Source organism: Alkaliphilus peptidifermentans DSM 18978 (assembly GCF_900101495.1).
GTDB lineage: Bacteria > Bacillota > Clostridia > Peptostreptococcales > Natronincolaceae > Alkaliphilus_C > Alkaliphilus_C peptidifermentans.
In genome coordinates this window covers 85301-106408 of record NZ_FMUS01000009.1, presented here as the reverse complement: position 1 = coordinate 106408, position 21108 = coordinate 85301, and the positions used below count along the sequence as shown (strand labels likewise).

The 21108-nt window shown below is 36.6% G+C and carries 14 protein-coding genes and 1 other annotated feature; of the genes, 11 read left to right on the top strand and 3 right to left on the bottom strand.

Translation table 11 applies throughout. The annotated features are described in order from the left end of the window. Nucleotides 1-26: 26 nt before the first annotated feature. From BLP68_RS08230 to BLP68_RS08220, 3 genes are read right to left on the bottom strand one after another with little or no spacing between them, the layout of a single operon-like run. Nucleotides 27-1073, bottom strand: coding sequence for a flavodoxin family protein (locus BLP68_RS08230; RefSeq protein ID WP_091542289.1), 1047 nt, complete (start codon nt 1071-1073; stop codon nt 27-29). Beyond that, nucleotides 1070-2311, bottom strand: a complete 1242-nt coding sequence (locus BLP68_RS08225; protein ID WP_091542286.1) for a lactate/malate family dehydrogenase — start codon at nt 2309-2311, stop codon at nt 1070-1072. Before BLP68_RS08225 ends, BLP68_RS08230 begins: the two co-directional genes overlap by 4 nt. Then, nucleotides 2286-7223 carry a cytidyltransferase gene (locus tag BLP68_RS08220; RefSeq protein WP_091542283.1) on the bottom strand — a complete coding sequence of 1646 codons (4938 nt, stop codon included), beginning with the start codon at nt 7221-7223 and terminating at the stop codon, nt 2286-2288. The genes BLP68_RS08225 and BLP68_RS08220 overlap by 26 nt, the downstream gene beginning before the upstream one ends. A gap of 222 nt (nt 7224-7445) precedes the next feature. On the opposite strand from BLP68_RS08220, the gene BLP68_RS08215 reads away from it, so the two are divergent. The 11 genes from BLP68_RS08215 (at nt 7446) to BLP68_RS08170 (ending at nt 21095) form a co-directional block, all read left to right on the top strand. Next, complete coding sequence (locus BLP68_RS08215) at nt 7446-8471, top strand: DUF3221 domain-containing protein (protein ID WP_091542280.1); 1026 nt, start codon at nt 7446-7448, stop codon at nt 8469-8471. A 130-nt stretch (nt 8472-8601) separates the two neighbouring features. Next, nucleotides 8602-8804 (top strand) — a binding site (T-box leader). A 107-nt stretch (nt 8805-8911) separates the two neighbouring features. Next, entirely contained in the window at nt 8912-10492 is a 1581-nt protein-coding gene (gene serA / locus BLP68_RS08210; protein ID WP_091542278.1) for a phosphoglycerate dehydrogenase, read from the top strand. 14 nt (nt 10493-10506) lie between these two features. Further along, a complete protein-coding gene (locus BLP68_RS08205) occupies nt 10507-11586 on the top strand; it encodes a tartrate dehydrogenase (RefSeq protein ID WP_091542275.1) in 1080 nt (359 codons plus the stop codon). A gap of 9 nt (nt 11587-11595) precedes the next feature. Continuing rightward, nucleotides 11596-12408 (top strand): sugar phosphate isomerase/epimerase family protein, encoded by an 813-nt coding sequence (locus BLP68_RS08200; protein WP_091542274.1) that lies wholly within the window; start codon nt 11596-11598, stop codon nt 12406-12408. A 96-nt stretch (nt 12409-12504) separates the two neighbouring features. Further along, nucleotides 12505-12672 (top strand): hypothetical protein, encoded by a 168-nt coding sequence (locus tag BLP68_RS21720; protein ID WP_176758931.1) that lies wholly within the window; start codon nt 12505-12507, stop codon nt 12670-12672. A 72-nt stretch (nt 12673-12744) separates the two neighbouring features. Beyond that, a complete protein-coding gene (locus tag BLP68_RS08195) occupies nt 12745-14043 on the top strand; it encodes a dihydroorotase (RefSeq protein WP_091542271.1) in 1299 nt (432 codons plus the stop codon). 133 nt (nt 14044-14176) lie between these two features. Next, on the top strand, nt 14177-15112 hold the full coding sequence (gene pyrF / locus BLP68_RS08190) for an orotidine-5'-phosphate decarboxylase (protein WP_091542268.1): 936 nt from the start codon (nt 14177-14179) through the stop codon (nt 15110-15112). Between the two features lie 32 nt (nt 15113-15144). After that, complete coding sequence (locus BLP68_RS08185; RefSeq protein WP_091542266.1) at nt 15145-16230, top strand: carbamoyl phosphate synthase small subunit; 1086 nt, start codon at nt 15145-15147, stop codon at nt 16228-16230. Further along, complete coding sequence (carB, locus tag BLP68_RS08180) at nt 16209-19424, top strand: carbamoyl-phosphate synthase large subunit (RefSeq protein ID WP_091542263.1); 3216 nt, start codon at nt 16209-16211, stop codon at nt 19422-19424. The genes BLP68_RS08185 and carB overlap by 22 nt, the downstream gene beginning before the upstream one ends. Continuing rightward, complete coding sequence (locus tag BLP68_RS08175; protein WP_091542261.1) at nt 19421-20188, top strand: dihydroorotate dehydrogenase electron transfer subunit; 768 nt, start codon at nt 19421-19423, stop codon at nt 20186-20188. Before carB ends, BLP68_RS08175 begins: the two co-directional genes overlap by 4 nt. Then, nucleotides 20181-21095 carry a dihydroorotate dehydrogenase gene (locus tag BLP68_RS08170; protein ID WP_091542258.1) on the top strand — a complete coding sequence of 305 codons (915 nt, stop codon included), beginning with the start codon at nt 20181-20183 and terminating at the stop codon, nt 21093-21095. The genes BLP68_RS08175 and BLP68_RS08170 overlap by 8 nt, the downstream gene beginning before the upstream one ends. Nucleotides 21096-21108: the final 13 nt, after the last annotated feature.

The window sequence follows — 21108 nt, the reverse complement described above, 5'->3', positions numbered from 1 at the left end:
TAACATTTAACATTCAACATTTCTCATTAGCTTTTTCCCATTTCTCTAATCATGTGTTCAGCAAAAGCTTGAGCTTTTGATTCTATATTAGCCACCTCCATAATAGCCCCTGGATCATTTGCTGTTTCCATCATTGCAAATCGGGGAGGAAGATAAAAGCCCTTATTAATATTTAGAGCATCAATTAGCTGTTTAGCTACAGAATCGCTACCAGAATTTCCAGATACAATAATAGAAAAAATTGTTTTATTATTAAAGCTGATTTTTCTATATAGAGCTGTTAATCTATTTATAACCGCCATGAGGTTAGAGGAAATAGCATCGTTATAATTAGGACATATCCATACAACCCCATCTGCTTCTTCTATGGCTGGTAAAATGGTTTTAGTCATAACACCACCATAATAGCAGCTATTTTTTTGACCAAAGGAGAGACAGGTTTTAAAGGAGCAGCCATAGCAATCGTAAACTGAGCCATTTTCTATGGGGAGTTCATCTATTTGAAAACCATGAAGATGAGTACTCACCATTCGCCATAGGGTTAGGGTATTGGAGGTTGTACGGGAGCTGGAATGGAGTACAACAATTTTAGGATTCTCAATAATTTCTCTATTTTCATTTCTTAACCGTGAGCCTAGTTGCTGTGATATCTGGAGAGATATTTCTCTTAGTGGTAAATTAATAATCTTTTTCCATGTAAGAAAATTACTCAAATCATCAGTAGCTTCGACTAATGGTTGACCTATAAAGCTGCATCCCAGCTGATTAGCAACAAAAACTAAGTGGGCAGCAATACTTTTAGTATATAGCTGGCCATTGCTGTGGACTAATATCGCTGCGGTAGAACCCTCCAGAGGGTAAGCCTCTCTAGTAGCAAGGGATGATAAAATTTCAAACAAAGGAATATTTACACCAGCAGCATCCACCTCAACTGCAAAGAGTACTTTTTTGTTTTTTAAATCTGGAAGCTCATGATGGTTTTCAATTAAACAGTATGACAAGTCTCCAGTTGCCGCCTTTACCATATCTTTAAGCTGAGAAGAAATAATGCCTGGCTGTACCAAATACATCATATAATCAGCTCCAATTGTTTATAGGTTTCCTTAAGCCGGTCAAATAAGGTGGCAGACATTTTATAGGCTTCAACCTCTGTACCAGTTGAATTTAAGCGATTCAATGCTCCCATATAAATACCCCCCATAAAGGTGGCACTATAATGCCATTCACCACGTATGGTGGAAAGAATTGATAGTGCACCAGAAGAAAGGGCTGGAGCCACATAAGGCTTAAAGCCAGTTTGACGAACCTCAATATTAGCATTCTTAGCTTTATCTGTTAAATACAAGGAAAGCTCATGATTATAGTTATCGATACTATCAGCTATAATTAGGCCTTCACCATGGGGGCCAAAGGATCTGCCCTCCCTTTCAAAGTGCGTTGCTTCGTCTGATTGATTTGCATAATATAGAGCTCTTGCATTCATAACACCTAAACCATAGCCTCGTATTTGTTCTGGAGCTAAGCCTTTAAAGTCCCGAATACCATTTATAGAAGTATTACTGGCAATCAGTAAGGATTTACAAAGCAAATCTACAGGGTCAGAAACCACTGCAAAAATACCCTTAAAACCCTTATCTCTAGCAAGCTGACCATAGGTATTAATTATTTTAGAATTTTGCTCAAACTGCACCATCCTAACATCCACAGCTTCTTCACCTATCGGAGGAACTCTGGCAGCAATACAAAAGATAAATAGGTCACAATCAAAAACTTCTTCATAGGCGATAGAGCGAACCTCAGGTTGGTTTTCATTACTTCCATATTGATAAATTTGATTTATCTCCTGCTGCCATCGGCTTAATTTGTTGGCATCACGGTCGTAAATTCCTATACTTTGGATACAGTCACCACCCAAAAGCCTAAGTCCTATTAGTAGAGTACTCCCTACATCCCCTAGACCTGCGATGTTTACCTTCCATTTCTCAGGAGCTTTTCTATTTATTACGTCATGCCAATTTGCATAGGCAGTATTAACCGACATCACTTCTCTAGCCTCTATTTTTGTATTGAGCCAATCCGGTATAGGGTAATGAGACTCTTCATCCAACAGTAAGCTCAGGTCTTCCACACCTTGAAAAAGCTGATTAGGATTTGATACACAGTAGCTTCTTCTTGAGGTAAGGGGATCTAATTCCTTTAAGAAATATAGCTTCCCTGTAGCTTCCATAGCCCTCTGTTGATCTGTTTTTAATAGCTGAGGGTATTCTTTATGTGAAAAAAATATATTATCTTGATAATGGTAAAAATACATTGTCTGTTCCTCCTGTATGACTGGATATAATACTTGATTTTAATCTTCTCAATAGCTCTAGATCATTTTTTAAGTAACTGGATGGATTCAAATTTAAATCATAATGCATGTTTTTCCCCTGATCAGGACAACGGGGATATAAAATTACTTCCCCTAAGAGGGATAGTGTAAGCTTACGTTCGTTTACCCTTTGGTATTCAATCTCTAAAGCCTCAAGTATTTTTATAGCATTTAAAATGGATATTTCCGATAAGTCATAAATAGCTTCATTGGTCACTCCATGAATAAATGCGGGAGAGGTATAGGGGAATATTAAGTTTATAGAAGATAATAAGCTTTTTTCAGGATATACACCACGCCAAAGGGTATCTCCGCCGATAAAAGGATAAAGGAGATTTTCATTAAACCATAGCCTTAGCTTTGGTATAAAGTAGGCGCAATCAACTTTACGGTTTTGAATTTCCATTAATTCTTTACCCCGTCCAGAAAGAATACCAACAATTATTTTTTTTACATCGATACTTTCCGATTTTAGCAAAGGGTCAAGGGCTTTAAATCGATATCCTTTATTCAATAGATCATCCACCAATATAACGGGCCGACTAAATGACCTTATCATTTTCATTTGATTTTTTAAGTCTAAATAATAAGGATAAGCACCAATGGTAAAGCTTTTCAGATCTGGAGTGAACATTTTTTCCGTATGAAGGGATTTTGTTATTGTATTAGGAACAATCATACGATTTAGTATATTTCCAAATGGAACACACATTAAGTCCCCCAGCTGTCTAGGTCTTGATGGTATTGGAGAAACATCATTCTCATCACAAATTTTTCTTACCAAGGTTTCATCTATAATATTTCTATCAAAGGATAAAACTAGATTACCTGGATATAGATTTGTTAAAGCCCTTTGCAAAGCACTTCTTGTTTCTTTAATACAGCTCTGGATAGTACTGTTGCTCCTAAATGGCTCTTTAATTATTGTCTCTAAATCTAAACTCAGAGTACATGGGTTAGACATATTAACAGTCATAATTGGCAATTCTGATTCATTACAGGGAACTCTAACAAACCCATGTAGTTCTATAGTTTCTTGTAATGGTAGGTTCATGGTAAAGTCAATAGAGTTTTGATAAACTCCATAGCTATAGTCATTTTTTAAGCAATGGGAGATAGTTTCTGTTAATATAATTTGATTGAGGTTTCTAGAAGTTTCATTCCTTGCAAAAATTCCATCTATCATTATGATCCTTCCACTATAATGACGTCTAATATATTCAGTTACAGTGCTATTCTCAAACTGAGTATAAATGGAGTCTGAGGGTACCCAATGGAAAATTGAGTAGGATAGAATACTTTTGGGTTCATTTATATCTCTAATAGCAATGATACTTCCATAGGGTTTATTAAAAATAGATTTAATATTATCATAGGCTGAAGCAGAACCTTCATGAAAGGTTTTTACAATAGATGATATCAAATCTTCATTGTAATCTTCAATTAAGTCTACAGTGACGGATACTGTCTGAACCAACGATTTATATTGAGGTTCTTTTCGATACAGACTATTTTCATAAATAAATCTTTGAGCCAAAGGGTCAATTAGCTTTGAAATGTCTCTATTTTCGTCTATATTAGTTCGAATTTGTGTTGAGCTTATATCTTCATATTGAGGAGGCAAATTCAATCGAATTACAGGTGCGTGAATATTATTGATGGCCTTTGCCAACATAGCATCATTGATATCTTGAAAATCATCACTGCTGCTTCTCTCAAATACTATATGGGAAAAACTGTGGATTGAGTTTTCATGGGCCTCTGCTTTGTAGGCAGAAGCATTTAATAATACATCACTTCCAGCTACAATGTAAACTCGTGTATTTGGGAAATTGTCCTGTAGTCTTTTTAAATCAGCTGAGTTTCCAATGTTTGTGGGAAAATCTTCAGGATAAAGATGTATATCCATTTCATCTGCAATAGACATATGAATAATTTTCTTTCTAATTAAGTTAGGCTGTGTCCGTTTAGACCAAGAAAATTCATCGACTGCAAGATATACCTCAAAACCGTAATCCCTAATTGCTTTGGTAATCTCTTTATGACCGAGGGTAAATGGATCAAAGGTTCCAGGGAAAAAAGCTACTTTTTTGGGGCTTAGGGTTTTAATACTTCCATGGAGAAAAATAAACTCAGAAATAAATCTGTAAATGTTATTTAATCCAGCAGAGTTGGTTAGGAACAATAGGTCGCTTTCTTCTGTATCGGTTAATAGAGTAAGAACCTTCTTTCCTATCAATTGGAATATATGGTGTTTTTCCTCTAAAGATATGGTTTTAGAGGCAAATATTTCTTTACCTATGACACTGAAGGATATTTGCTTAATTTGCAATTCATCATGTACTAAACCATTCAAAAGAATACCCAGCATTTTTTTTAGTCTAGAAACGTGTTCATCGCCTTCTTTAGGAAAAAGTTCTTGGTACTTTGAATAGTTTGAAATGAGAATACCAACTGTTTTTAAAAGCAGAGAATTAATTTGTAAATTAGATTGCTTTATTTTATCAATTAAATCATTCAATATCTCATCCAATTCATATGGTTGAAGGAATATAAGTATTTGACCTAGGTAATCGGGGATATATTTTGTAAACTGATAACCCTCAATTTCCAGAGCCCTAAGAAGTTCAATAGCTATATCATTCCTTTGTTCTATAGGTAAATGTGGAAAAATATCAACCAGAGCTTTACCGGCTCGATTCCTAACTGTTTCAACAGCACTAACCTTCAAGAGGTTGCAAAAATGCATAGTTGTATAAAGTCCATCGGTTTTGGAGTGATTTAAAAAGGATTCTAAAAGCATTTCCACCTGTATCTTTTTTGTTACCCAATTTGTTGCAGTTTTTAAATTACTGAGGAAGATATCTGAAACCTTTTCCATATCCTTAAGCAATAGCTGGTAATGGTCATCTAGAATTTCAGCTTCTAAACCAATAACTCTTGCCAACTTTAATTTAAGATAGTTTTCAGCTGGTATTGAATTTTCGCTTCTATTGTTGAATAAATATAAAACCTTGTTCATTATATTAGAATTAAATTTTATCGATTTAAACATATGATATATAGTATCTAGAGCAGAAATCCTAATATCACTATTTTTATTATTCAAGCCGTCCTCTATATAGCTAAAAAGAATTTCTAAAGAAGGATCCACCTCATTTTCCAGCATGGGAATATGCTTTATAGCCTCCAGCAGATAAATGTTTATTTCATCATACAAAGTGTTTTTCTTGTAGTACTTTAGTATTGTTTTTTTATAGCCTTCAATTTGTGTAGCTTGACAATTTTGAAATAAAGAAGATATTAATATTTGCATGTTATAGCCTACCCAGCTTCTATGAAGGGGAATCATTTTATGATCAGGGAATATTAATTGATGCAGATATTCATCAAGTAATTGGTGACTTGTTATTTCAGCTGGAGCTAATGCTACTCCTTCAGGAATTTCCTTTCTATAATCCTCATCAAACATGCTTATTAAGATGCCCATAATTTCTGCGCACTGTCTACGGATATCCTCTTCTTGATGAATCAACTGCTCATATAAAAATCTTAAGGTAATGATTTTTTGTTTTTGAGTAAGATATGTAGAATACTCATAAAATACATCAAGATATTCTCTTAGTGTCTTTGGGTCAGTTTCACTTCTTGCTATTTCCAGTATTTCATTTAAAGAGGATTCATCACGAAGCTTATACATTAAATTAATGTTATGATTAATTGATAGATACTTTATATGCTCAGTAACAACATCACCAGTCATAAGTGAATAATATTTTTTACCTTTAGGTTGTTGATTAATAATTGGGTTATTAATATTAACCTCAAGGCCAAGATTAATTATATAATCTTCAAAATCCTTAAGCTTAGTATATACCCGTCTATACCTTCTTTCTTTTTCTTCATCAACATTATCAAGCTTATCTAGAATAACCTGAAATGAGTCCTGCAAACTGAAAATTTCCATTTCGTCTGGCTGATTATTCCGTTGAATATTCTTAACTCGAAAATCCGAATAAATAAGTATTAGGGATTCAATAGAAAGATTCTCTAGCTCTAAGTCCCATACAGAATGGTTTAGGGCAATATGGCCAATATAGGTTATTCCATGGTTCTTAAACCATAGGTCAGTATAGTAGTAGTGTAAATAAGCAACTCTTTTTGATTCCCAGCTTTTACAACCAAATTTTCCAAGGTCGTGGCCTGCCGCTGCACCAGATACACGTCCTAAATCAATAGGAATACCTGAATTGAAAAGCTGTTTTCCAATATGAAGGGCTAGGTGATGAACACCGCAAATATGGTCTAGTGTATTATGTCCAACTACCTCCTGGTTGAGCTTCATCATCTCATAAATAAACTCCGTATTAAAAAAGTTAACAAATCCCCTATACTCCTGAGAAACCTTATAATGCTCCATTTCCTCAGTCGTTAGAAATTCAAGCGGATACTTACTTTGAAGGGTACCGTCATCTGACTGCTTTTGAATATCACATAATAGTTTAAGGACATTAAGGTATATGAGACAAGAAGTATCCCATTCCTTATTCAACTGTATTTCCACAGAGCTAGGAAAAGAAAAACTGAGGGTGAATTGATAAATGTAAAAAAGTGGATTATGTGGTTGTTCTGCACCCCAATGGATAGTAAGAAGGTTGTTAACCAATTCATAGACTGCTTCACAACTATAATCATTTTCTTCAGCTATATGAGTAATTTTTGCTATGAAGTAAGGTCCCTCTAGCTCTTGCTTTATCTTTGTCTTATCAAGATTTAGATTTTCCAAAAAATCGGGGTTCATTAATAGATGACATGTTTCTTGATACAGTTTTCTTGCAGTAATATTTTTCATATGTTACCCCCCAGAAAATTGTCTTATTATCAATTATATCCTATGATAAAAGTATTAATAAAGAATTTTTATAAATCATTGTTAGATAATAGGTTTATACCCCATTTATAAGGGTGACTAATCTTTAAAATTTCATATACAAACCCAATAATTTTTCGGGTTAAAGTATTAGTAATGGAACAAATAGAGTTAAATTACGTCTACATATAAGGAGGTGTTGGCATGAAAAAATTTATATTACTGCTAATTGGAGTAACCTTAGCCTTTAACTTAATTGGTTGTAAACAAGTAGAAGACCATGAAGAATATATAGGAATAAGGGGGCTTATTACTGAACTCAACATAACTGAGGATAGAGTAAATATTCTAGTGGAAGGTGAGGTTGAAGAGGATACACAGTATGATTTGGCTTGGGTTACTATTACTGAGAATACAGTAGTTATAGATATTGATGGAAGTGAAGGCTCTACAGAACAGCTTCAAGAAGGTCAACTGGTGGAGGTTTGGTTTGATGGAGGTGTTAACGAATCATATCCTGTACAGGGAAGCGTTAAGAGAATTAAAATAGTTGAAAACAATCTATTTGTGTTATTAGATGAGGTAGAATTGGAATTTACTCCTCTTCAGCCCCAGTGGTTGTTAAAAGGTGAAGCTGATGAAAGTCTAGAGTATGTAAGGACCCTAGAATACCAAAATCAAGCTCTAAATCCATACAAAGTTCAAATATACAAAAACATTGAAATGGAAAACATTATGAATGGATTTCTTATATATGATAAAGTTTCTTATGACTTAGGAGAAATTACTGGATATGGAGAAGATGGCCTTAATATTTATACTGATGATATGACCAATAATGGAGTTGAGGAAATAATAATTGATGGTCTTATGGGGGCAACATATGTTGAAACTAAGGTTATTGGAATAAATGATGAATACCAACCGGTTATGATTCTTAAGGGCGGTTCCTTTGAAGTGGTTGACTTAGATAATAATGGAGAAAGAGAGTGGATTGCAGCCTCAAGGGGAAGCTTACCACCCTATGTAACTATATATCGATGGAATGGTGATATATTCCAATTTGCCGATGTAGAAAAGGCACTGGGAACTAATTATGCTCTATATTATGCAGAAAATAATATTTGGTTTGTTGAAAGTGGATTCTGGCAAGGGGATAAGGAGTTAGTATCTGCCATTTATACCTATGATTCAGGAAAACTCACAAGAGTGATTAAAGTCGGTGAGTAGAGCAGTTAATGAGTAATAGTATATACTATCTAAAGTCAGCAACTTTATAATTAATTGGAAATTTTCAAAAAAATTAGCTTGACAAATATGTAAGCACATAGTAATATACATAGAAATACATATTTATTCATTAAATGCAATGAAGGGGAATAGTATGCATCTAAAGGAATTATAGAGAGCCAATGGTTGGTGGAAATTGGTATCCATTGATGTTGAATCTACCCTAGAGCAGATGGGGAAATAACCTATTTCGGTGGAACCGTTAAAATCAAGAGTTCATAAATGAAATGAAAAAACAAGGTGGTACCACGTGAGTAAGCTCCCGTCCTTGGCAATAGCCAAAGATAGGAGTTTTATTTTATACATTTTAATTTATCAAAATAAAGTGATAATCAATTAAATCGCTAAAGAATTAAGAAAACTTAAAGGGGGAGTTTAGTTTGAAGATTTTAGTAACAGAAAAAATTGCTACAAAAGGAATAGACGCTATGCTACAGTCGGGGGCCATTGTGGATGAAATGGTAGGTATTAATAGGGAGCATCTGCTGGAAATAATAGCTGAATACGATGCTTTGGTGGTAAGAAGTGTAACAAAGGTAGATGAGGAGCTTTATGAAAGAGCTGGTAATCTAAAGGTTGTTGGTAGAGCAGGTAATGGTATAGATAATATTGAGATTGAAGGTGCCACTAAGAGAGGCATCATTGTTGTCAATACACCTGATGCTAATTCAGTTTCAGCAGCAGAAATGTCAATTGGACTTTTATTAGCCTCCTGCAGAAATATAACTCAGGCTGATGCACTATTAAGAAGTAAGGTATGGGATCGTAAGGGCTTTAAAGGGATAGAACTTAATGGAAAAACCGTTGGTATTGTAGGGTTGGGAAGAATAGGTTCACTGGTGGCAACACGACTGCAAGCCTTTGGCATGAAGACTATTGCATATGATCCATATATTACAGATGAAAGATTTAAAAAGTTTGGGGTGGAAAAGAAGGAAATCCTTGAAGATTTAGTAAGGGAGTCAGACTTCATAACCCTTCATACCCCAAAAACTGAAGAAACCTTTGGGATGATTGGTGAAGAGGCCTTTAGGATAGCTAAAAAAGGTATTGTAGTTGTTAATTGTGCTAGGGGGGGAATTGTCGATGAAGATGCATTGGTTAAGGCTATAGAGGATGGGACTGTAGCTTATGCTGGTATTGATGTTCTAGTACAAGAACCCAACACAACATCTCCTTTATTGGAATTAAAGAATGTAGTAAATACACCACACCTTGGTGCAGATACAGTGGAAGCTCAAGATAATGTAGGAATCACCATAGCAGAGGAAGTAATAAGTGCCTTAAGGGGAGAAATGGTACCAAATGCTGTTAATCTTCCAACTCTACATCATCAAGAGGTAGATGGTTTAAGGGCCTTCTTGAAGCTGGGTGAAACCTTGGGAAGACTATATCACCAACTGGAAAAGGAGGCTGTAAAGCAAGTTGAAGTTGTTTACAGCGGTGAAATTGCAAAGCAGGAAACAGAAGTAATAACCCTTGCTGTATTAAAGGGCTTATTTGAACCTGTATTAATGGAGAGGGTTAATTACGTAAATGCAATGTTAACAGCTAAGCAAAGGGGAGTTATGGTTACTGAGAGCAAAACAACAGAAATCGGAAACTACCTGAATCTAGTTCAAGTTAGGATCATTACAAATAAAAAGGAGTATACCTATAGCGGTACAATATTTGGTAAAGAAGAGCCACGTATTGTTGAAGTTAATGGCTTTGAATTTGATGTATCGCCAACTAAGTATATGCTTGTGGCAGAAAATCAAGATCAGCCTGGTATGATAGGTCAGATAGGAACCCTCTTAGGGAAACGTAATATAAATATAGCCACTATGCAAGTCAGTCGTAATTTAAAGGGAAAGAATGCTATGATGTTTTTAACCATCGACTCAGAGGTTTCAAAGGAAGAAAAAGAACAAATTAAAAACATAGATGGAATATCAAGAATTAAATTTATTAAGCTTTAAGGGGGGAATTTAAAATGAAAACATATAAGATAGCAGTAATACCTGGTGATGGAATAGGTGGCGAAGTAATGACAGAAGGGATCAAGGTACTAGATTGCTACGCTTCCTTGAAGGGTAATATAAAGTTTGCCTATGAAACCTTTCCATGGGGATGTGAATATTATTTAAAAACAGGGAAAATGATGGATGATGATGGTCTTGAAAAACTAAAAAAGTTTGATGCAATATTATTGGGCGCCGTGGGATTCCCAAATGTTCCAGACCATATTTCCCTACATGGGCTTTTAATTAATATAAGACAAAGCTTCAATCAATATATAAATTTAAGACCAGTTAAGCTTTTGCCAGGGGCACCATGTCCTTTAAAGGGAAAGGGGCCTCAGGATATTGATTTTGTAGTAGTTAGAGAAAATGTTGAGGGGGAATACTCTGGGGTGGGTGGAATTCGCTTCCCTGATAAACCAGAGGAAATAGCCCTTCAAACCTCAGTATTTACAAGAAAAAACACTGAAAAGGTTATGGAATATGCATTTCAGCTGGCTGAAGAACGAAATGGCAAAAGAAAGTTGACAAACGTAACAAAGTCCAACGCACTAAACTATAGTATGGTGTTTTGGGACAAAATTTTCAACGAGACAGCATTAAAGCATCAAGATATTCAAACCGAAACTATACATGTAGATGCTATTACAATGTATTTCATTCAGAAGCCGGAGGCATACGATGTGCTTGTGGCATCAAATTTATTCGGTGATATTATAACAGATCTAGGGGCAGCTCTTCAGGGTGGGCTTGGTTTTGCAGCCAGTGGAAATCTCAACCCCGAAGGAGAATATCCCTCCATGTTTGAGCCGGTTCATGGATCAGCCCCAGTTTTGGCAGGAAAAGGGGTGGCTAATCCTATTGCAATGGTATGGACGGTGAAAATGATGCTGGATTTTCTATTGAAGGTGGAGGCAGATGAAATAATTACTGCAGTTACTCAGCTACTTCAAGAGGGAGAAAGCTTAACGCCAGACCTAGGTGGAACAGCCACAACTCAGGAAGTAGGAGATGCCATATGTGGTAAACTGGCAAAATTAATAAAGGCTTAGGAGGAGAATATGAAGGAAAAGGGAATTCCTAAACCAATGGGGTTTGCAATTACAACAGATGCTAAAGATATATTTGAAGCATTGGAATTAGCATCTCAGCATGGTCTTACAGCTATAGAAATCAATCTCAACATTCCTTGCTTTTTCCCTGAAAAATATAGCCAAGGAGATAGGAAAAAAATTAAGAAATATGCTGACGAAAAGGAAATTCATATAACCTTTCATGCACCAGAGGATATTTCTCTATATCAGCTCCACTCCCATATAAGAAAGGCGGCTATGGAAAGGCTAAAGGAATGTATAGACTTCATCTATGAAACAGGTGGTAGTAAAATAACCATACATCCAGGTGAAACAGTTGTATTTACAATGACAGATAGAAAAATGACACTAATAGAGGCTTATCCAGAAGAATTTTCTAGAATTTTTAAGGAGAGCCTTATAGAGATACGGGACTATTGTCGTGGTAAAATACTTCCATGTATTGAAAATAACAGTAGCTTTAATACTATAGTGGCAGATGTCCTAGCAGAGCTTTTGCCCATGGGGGATCTTTACTTAACATGGGATATTGGGCACTCCTACGGAAATCTACTTCAAGAAAGCTTTTATCGAAGCCATAAGAGCTACATTAAAAACTGTCATGTACATGACAACAATGGTAAGTCAGATCATCAGGTGATTGGAACTGGAGATGTAGATTTTTTAGATTTTTTTAGGGAGATGGCAGATGTAAACACCAGTTATATTATTGAGGTAAGGCCAATTGAGATGGCATTACTTTCCTTGAAGCGACTAAAGAGAATATTGAAGGTAATTTAATTGTTTGCTTCTTCCAGTTGACATATAAAATATCCTATGCTAATATTATCTAAATGTGTGTCTACCTTTAATTTGGTCCAGAGAGGCCAGGAAGGAATGAAGATAATGAGACCATCAAATATTACCCAGTCTTTTTGTTGTGGAATATTACATTATATAGAAATAGATAACTTAACTACAGAAAAAAATAAGCCTCTGTTGTTGGGTTTTGTCATTGACTTAATAAATACTGGAAAAGCTAAGAGCAATAGAAGGAAGATTTAATATCTTCTTTCCATTGCTCTTTTTGTATTATTACAAAATTGAGACAATAAAAGAATTGGAAGGAGGACTACTATGAAATTATTAATAAAAAATGGACACATACTTGATCCAGCTACAAATACTGATATACATGGAGATGTTCTAGTTATTGAAGGAAAAATAGCAGATATTCAACAAGAAATATTGGTAAGGGCAGATGAAGAAATTGATGCTGCTGGCTGCTGGGTGGTACCAGGATTGATAGATGTACATGTTCATCTGAGGGAGCCTGGGTTTGAACATAAGGAAAATATTTTAACCGGTAGTCGCAGTGCTGCAATGGGGGGCTTCACAACCATCTGTTGTATGCCTAATACAAATCCTGTAATAGATTCTGTTAAGGTAGTAGATTATATTCAAGAAAAATCTAGAGAAGCAGACTTGGTTAGAGTTCTTCCCATTGGAAGCATTACTTTAGGTCAACAGGGAAAAGAACTGGTGCCACTTAAAGAAATTAAAAGGGCAGGGATTTGTGGAATCAGTGAAGATGGAAAAACCGTTATGAATATAGAGCTAATGGAAAGGGCAATGGAGCTAGCTGCTGAATTAAATGTAACTATCTTTTCCCACTGTGAGGATCATAAAATAGCCGGTGATGGAGTTATGAATCAAGGGAAGCTGAATAATATCCTTAATTTAAAAGGAATACCCAATGAGGCAGAAGACCTTATTACAGAAAGGGATATACTCCTGGCTAAAAAAACAGGAGCTAAGCTTCACCTATGTCATGTCAGCACCAAGGATTCAGTACATTTGGTTAGAGAAGCTAAGCTAAGGGGAGTAAAAGTAACTGCAGAGGTCAGCCCCCATCACTTTACCCTTACAGAGGAGGCGGTAGAGGATAAAAACCCCAACACTAAAATGAACCCGCCCCTAAGGAGCTCTGAGGATGTAGCAGAGTTAATAAAGGGTCTAAAGGATGGAACAATAGAAATAATTGCTACAGACCATGCACCCCATCATGAGGATGAAAAGGCTGTAGGTTTTGAAAAAGCACCCTTTGGTATTGTTGGGCTGGAAACGGCTGTAGCATTAGGATTAACTGAGCTAGTAGATAAGGGAATATTAACACCCACACAGCTAATCGAGAAAATGAGCACTAATCCAGCAAAGCTATTAGGAATAGAGGGTGGAAGTCTAAAGATAGGTGATAGGGCTGACATCACAATAATTAATCCAAATGAAGAATATGAAATTAATAAAAATAGCTTTGTGTCAAAAAGTAAAAATACTCCCTTTCATGGAAGACCAGTTAAAGGGAAGGTCATCCACACAATAGTTGAGGGAAAGATAGTGGTACAAAATGGGAAACTGAAGGCCGTTGAGAGTTAAGGATAAAAATTGAAAATTGAAAACTGAAAATTGAGAATGAAAAATAAAGAAATGAAATTTGTTATGCAAATTTCCACCACAATTATTCATTACTAATTATTCATTACTAATTGATATAAAGGAGGTTTTTTAAATGATAGATCGTCTGATTGCAAAAATTGAAGAAACACAAAATCCAACAGTTGTTGGCCTAGATCCAAGATTAAGCTTTATTCCAAAGTGGATTAAAGAAGAAAGCTATGAAGAGCATGGAAAAACACCAAAGGGGGCTGCAAAAGCATTTTTACACTTTAATAAGGAAATCATTGATGCTATTTATGATTTAATACCTGCAGTGAAGCCTCAAATTGCAATGTACGAGCAATATGGGTCCCATGGAATTGATGCATATATAGAAACCATTGAGTATTGCAAACAAAAAGGACTAATAATTATTGGAGATATAAAGAGGGGAGATATTGCATCCACTGCAGAGGCTTACTCCCATGGGCATATAGGAAAAGTAGATATTGAAGGAGATAGGTTTGAAATATACAAAGAAGATTCAATTACCATCAACCCATATCTTGGATATGACTCAATAGAACCCTTCCTGGCAGATTGCAGTAATTATGATAAAGGATTATTTGTTTTAGTAAAGACCTCAAATCCCAACAGTGGACAGATTCAAAATCTTGAGGTGGGTGGCATTAAGCTATATGAAAGAATGGGACAACTGGTTTCGGAATGGGGAGAGGGACTAATTGGGAAGAGGAGCTACAGCAGTATCGGAGCAGTAGTTGGAGCTACCCACCCAGAGGAAGCTAAAAATTTACGAAGGATAATGCCCCACACATACTTTTTAGTGCCAGGATATGGTGCACAGGGAGGAACAGCAGCTGACCTGGCAGGGTGCTTTAACAAGGACGGATTAGGAGCGATTATCAACTCATCCAGAGGAATAATAGCAGCTCATAATGATAAAGTGAATCAGAATAAGTATACCGAAAAGGAATTTGCCCAAGCAGCTAGAGAGGCAGTCATAAAAATGAAGCTAGACCTACAGCAGGTTCTAAATACCATTGTCTAAAAGACTAAAAATTTATAGGGAGAGGTGTAAAGATGAAGGCAACATTAATTTTAGAAAACGGCATGACCTTTCAGGGTAAGGCCTTTGGACATCTGGATGAAGCATTGGGAGAGGTTGTTTTCAACACAGGCATGACAGGATATCAAGAAATCCTAACAGACCCTTCCTATACAGGTCAAATTGTAACCATGACCTATCCACTAATCGGTAATTATGGAATTAATCTAGAGGATATTGAGTCAGCTACTCCAAAGGTAAAGGGATTCATAGTAAGGGAAAGGGCTGTTAAACCAAATCATTGGCGCTGTGAGATGGATATCGACGGATATTTAAAACAGCATCATATTATGGCAATTGAAGGAATTGATACACGGGCCCTAACAAAAATCATAAGAACACAGGGCACCATGAAGGGTATTATAACAATTGCAGAAATTAGAGAAGAGGTAATCAGAAAAAGATTTGATGACTTCCAAAACAACGATGCAGTAAAAAAAGTTACCACCAAAGAAGTATATGAAATTGGTGGTGTAGGTAAACATATTGCAGTAATTGACTACGGTATAAAGGGAAACATAATACGCTCCTTAAAAAATAGAAATTGTCGTATTACAGTATTTCCAGCTTACTCAACAGCAATGGAAATTCTTAAAATAAATCCAGATGGAATACTTCTTTCCAACGGACCTGGTGATCCAAAGGATTTACCAGAGATTACAGAGACTATAAAGGAATTATTAAATAAAAAACCCGTCTTTGGTATATGCCTTGGGCATCAGTTATTAAGTCTTGCTTTAGGGGGAGACACTGAAAAGCTTAAGTTTGGTCATAGAGGTTGTAATCACCCAGTGAAGGATCTGAATAACAACAGGGTTTATATAACATCACAAAATCATGGCTATGTAGTTAAACATAATAGCCTGCCCACAGATATAGTAGTTAGTCATATAAATCTTAATGACAATTCAATAGAGGGAATTCAACACAAAGAGCTACCTATATTTAGTGTTCAATTTCACCCAGAAGCTTCACCAGGACCTAAAGAAAACGACTATTTATTTGATAGATTCATAAAAATGATGGAGGGGGATAAACAATGCCAAGGGATAACAGCATAAAGAAGGTACTAGTAATTGGTTCTGGACCTATTGTCATTGGGCAGGCAGCAGAATTTGACTATGCAGGAACGCAAGCCTGTAAAGCCCTTAAAGAAGAAGGGGTTGAGGTGGTTCTAATTAATAGTAACCCTGCAACAATAATGACTGATAGAGAAATAGCTGACAAAATATATATTGAGCCCCTGACTGTGGAGTTTATTGAAAAGGTAATCGAAAAAGAAATGCCCGATAGCCTTCTGGCAGGCATGGGGGGGCAGACTGGATTAAACTTAGCGGTAGAGCTTCATGATAAAGGAGTTTTGGAAAGGCATAATGTAAGAATCATAGGGACCTCCATCGCGGCTATTAAGGAGGGGGAAGATAGAGAATTATTTCAGCAGCTTATGGAAAGAATCAATCAGCCTGTAATTGAAGGAGGAATTTTTACAAATCTTGATGAAGGGTTGAAATTCGCTGATGAACTGGGTTATCCTGTAGTGGTAAGGCCTGCCTACACCCTCGGTGGAAGTGGGGGAGGAATTGCCGAAGATAAGGAAGCTCTTCATGAAATACTTTCTCAGGGTCTTCAATTAAGCAGGGTAGGACAGGTGCTTATTGAAAAATCCATCAAGGGTTGGAAGGAAATTGAATACGAGGTAATGAGGGATGCTGCAGGTAATTGTATTACAGTATGTAATATGGAGAATATTGACCCTGTAGGGGTTCATACTGGAGACAGTATTGTGGTGGCCCCATCCCAGACTTTAACCGATAAAGAGTATCAAATGTTGAGAAGTGCAGCAATTGACATAATTAATGCAATAAAAATTGAAGGGGGATGTAATGTTCAATTTGCCCTTCACCCTAAAAGCCTTGATTATGTAGTTATTGAAATAAACCCAAGGGTAAGTCGTTCTTCTGCTTTAGCTTCAAAGGTTACAGGTTACCCAATTGCCAAGGTTGCAGCCAAGATATCTTTGGGCTATCGTTTGGATGAAATATTAAATACTGTCACTGGTAAGACCTACGCCTGCTTTGAGCCTACCCTAGATTATGTTGTTGTTAAGATTCCTAAATGGCCCTTTGAGAAGTTTACGGGTGCAATTAAAAATCTAGGAACAAAAATGATGGCAACAGGTGAAACAATGGCAATAGCCAACAACTTTGAAGCAGCGTTTCTGAAGGGAATCCGCTCATTGGAAATTGGACAATATAATTTAGAAAGGGAAGCTTCTAAGGAAAAAAGCCTAGAGGAGCTAAAAAGAAGGGTGCAGGTTCCTGATGATGAGAGGATATTCGATATTGCTGAAATGCTCAGAAGAAATTATAGGGTAGATAAGGTCTGTGAAATTACCGGGATGGATGCCTTTTTCATAGAAAAAATTAAGGATATTGTTATGGAGGAAGAGGAGCTAAAGAATACCAGACTTGAAGATCTCAACTACGATAGGTTATTATGGCTAAAGAAAAAGGGCTTTTCTGATAAGGGAATGGCAGATTTAATGAAAATATCTCCTCAGAAGATATATAAACTTAGACAAAGCTTCGGTATTGAGGCAGTATATAAAATGGTTGATACATGCGGTGGTGAATTTGATGCCATTTCCCCCTACTATTACTCCACCTATGATCAGATTGATGAAGTGGCAGTTTCAGATAAGAAAAAAGTGTTGGTGGTGGGCTCTGGACCAATCAGAATAGGACAAGGGATCGAGTTTGACTATTGCTCAGTACATTGTGTACTGGCCCTTAGGGAGATGGGAATAGAGACAATCATTGTTAATAATAATCCAGAAACAGTAAGTACAGACTTTGATATATCCGACAAGCTATACTTTGAACCATTAACAGAGGAGGATGTACTAAATATTGTTGAAAAAGAAAAACCAGATGGTGTTGTGCTACAGTTTGGAGGGCAAACAGCAATAAAATTGGCCAACTTTTTACAGAGTATGAATATACCAATTTTAGGAACGCAACCTCAGCAGATAGATGAGGCAGAGGATAGAGAAAAATTTGACGATATGCTTGAAAAGTTGAAGATTCCAAGACCTAAGGGTAAGGGGATATGGAATGTGGTAGAAGGATTAGAGGAAGCAAGAAAACTTGGGTTTCCAGTATTGGTTAGACCCTCCTATGTACTGGGGGGACAAGGCATGGAGATTACCCATGATGAAGTTGAGCTACAACACTATCTTCAGGAGGCATTCCAGAGAGATAAGAAAAGCCCAGTATTAATTGATAGGTATTTACTTGGTAGGGAGATTGAGGTTGATGCCATATGTGATGGTGAAGATGTTTTGATACCAGGGGTTATGGAGCATTTGGAAAGGGCAGGAGTCCATTCCGGCGACAGTATTACCATATATCCAAGCAATAATATCTCACCAGAAATAGAAGAAAGAATATTAGAGTATACTAGAAGGGTAGCTAAAGCCCTAAAGGTTAAGGGTATGATTAATATTCAATTCATAGAATTTCAATATGAGTTATATATAATTGAAGTAAATCCAAGATCCAGTAGAACAGTACCCTACATCAGTAAGATTAGTGGAGTACCTGTTATAAAGCTTGCTACAAAAATAATGCTTGGAGAAAAGCTACAACAGCTGGAGTATGGCACAGGAATATACAAGAAACCCAAGCTGGTGGCAGTGAAGGTACCTGTATTTTCCACCGAAAAACTACCTATGGCAGAGATTAGCCTAGGTCCAGAAATGAAGTCCACTGGAGAGGTGCTAGGCGTTGGAAAAACCTTTCAAGAGGCCATTTATAAAGGGTTTATTGCTTCAGGAGTAAAGCTTCCAACACCAAAAGGCAAGATATTAGTAACCATAAAGGATCAAGATAAGGATGAATTTCTTCCTTTGGCAAAGGAATTTGTAACTCTAGGATTTGAATTGGTAGCTACTACAGGAACAGCAAAATTTCTAGAAATCAATGGCTTACCCGCTACTAGGGTTAAAAAGATACAGGAGGGTATTCCCAATATCTTGGATTTAATAAGAAGTGGCATTATAGATTTAATTATTAATACCCCTACAAAGGGAAGGGATAGTAAAAGTGATGGTTTTAGAATACGTAGAACAGCAGTTGACACCTCAGTTAAAGTATTTACCTCTTTAGATACAGTAAAAACTATGCTGGAGATTTTAAAGAATCGAGTTTCTATAGATTCTCTTGAGGTAATTGATATAGGAGGAGGGGAAAAATGAAGGAAAGATTAACAGGGATTATTAAGAAAAATCAACAATTGGTGGATGGAATATTCGAAATGACGTTATCGGTTGATACAATATCCAATGAAGCTACGGTTGGTCAATTTGTTAACCTATATAGTATTAGGAAAGACCTATTACTACCAAGACCTATAAGCATTTGTGAGATTGATAAAGAAAATGGACAAATAAAGCTTGTATATGCAGTTGTAGGAAAAGGGACAGCAGATTTTAGCCAAATGCAGGAGGGGGACTCAATCCAGATGATGGGACCCTTTGGTAATGGATTTACCATATCTGAGGATACTAAAGAGCATGTGGTGGTAGGTGGAGGAATTGGAGTGCCACCTTTACTAGAACTGGTCAAGAGGTTAAAGGGTGATATATCAGTATATTTAGGGTTTAGATGTGATCCGATTTTAGTTAAGGAGTTCAGAATGTACACAGATAAGGTTTATGTTGCAACAGAAGATGGAAGCAATGGAGTTAAGGGAAATGTTATAGATTTACTTCATAAGCATCCACCAAAGGCTACCATGATATATAGCTGTGGACCAAAGCCAATGCTTAAGGCTGTAGCAGATTGGTCAAAAGAGAAGAAAATAGAAGCTCAGCTATCAATGGAGGAAAGAATGGCCTGTGGTATTGGAGCCTGTCTGGTATGTACATGTAAGTCAAAGAAGGATGATGATTGGGATTATAAACGGGTATGCAAGGATGGCCCGGTTTTTTGGAGAGATGAGGTGATGTGGGATGAATAGACCTGATCTAAAAGTAAATATAGCAGGAGTTGAACTGAAAAATCCTGTTATGACGGCATCAGGTACCTTTGGCTCGGGACTTGAATATGGAGAGTATATAGATTTAAACCAATTAGGGGCAGTGGTAACAAAGGGAGTTGCCAGTGTTCCTTGGAAGGGAAATTCTGGCGTTAGGGTTGCTGAAACATACGGAGGAATGTTAAATAGTGTTGGACTTCAAAACCCTGGAATAGAAGAATTTATAAAAAAAGACATTCCATTCCTTAGAAAATATGATACAAAAATAGTTGTAAATATTGCAGGTAAAACCCTAGAGGAGTATTGCAGTGTAGTGGAACGACTGTATGATGAAGATGTAGATCTATTAGAGCTAAACATATCATGTCCTAATGTTAAAGAAGGCGGGGTATGCTTTGGTACCGATACAGAAATGGTATCATATGTGGTTAAAGAGGTTAAAAAAAGAGCAAAGCAGCCTCTTATTGTGAAGCTTACACCCAATGTTACAGACATAGCTGCAATAGCAAAGGCAGCTGAAGCAGCAGGGGCAGATGCAATCTCCTTAATTAACACCCTACTAGGCATGGCAATTGATATTTATAGGAGAAAGCCAGTTTTAGGTAACATTGTTGGAGGCTTATCCGGGCCAGCAATTAAGCCAGTAGCCCTTCGTATGGTGTATCAGGTGGCAAATGCAGTAAAGGTACCTATAATTGGAATGGGGGGCATCATATCGGGAGAGGACGCTGTAGAGTTTTTATTGGCAGGAGCCACAGGAATAGCTGTTGGAACAGCCAATTTTGTAAACCCCAGGGCAACTATGGATGTACTGGAGGGAGTTGAAGAATATTTAGTTAAGTATAATGAGGATAAGGTTATTGATATCATTGGAACATTAAATATATAAGGGAGGAAGGCTA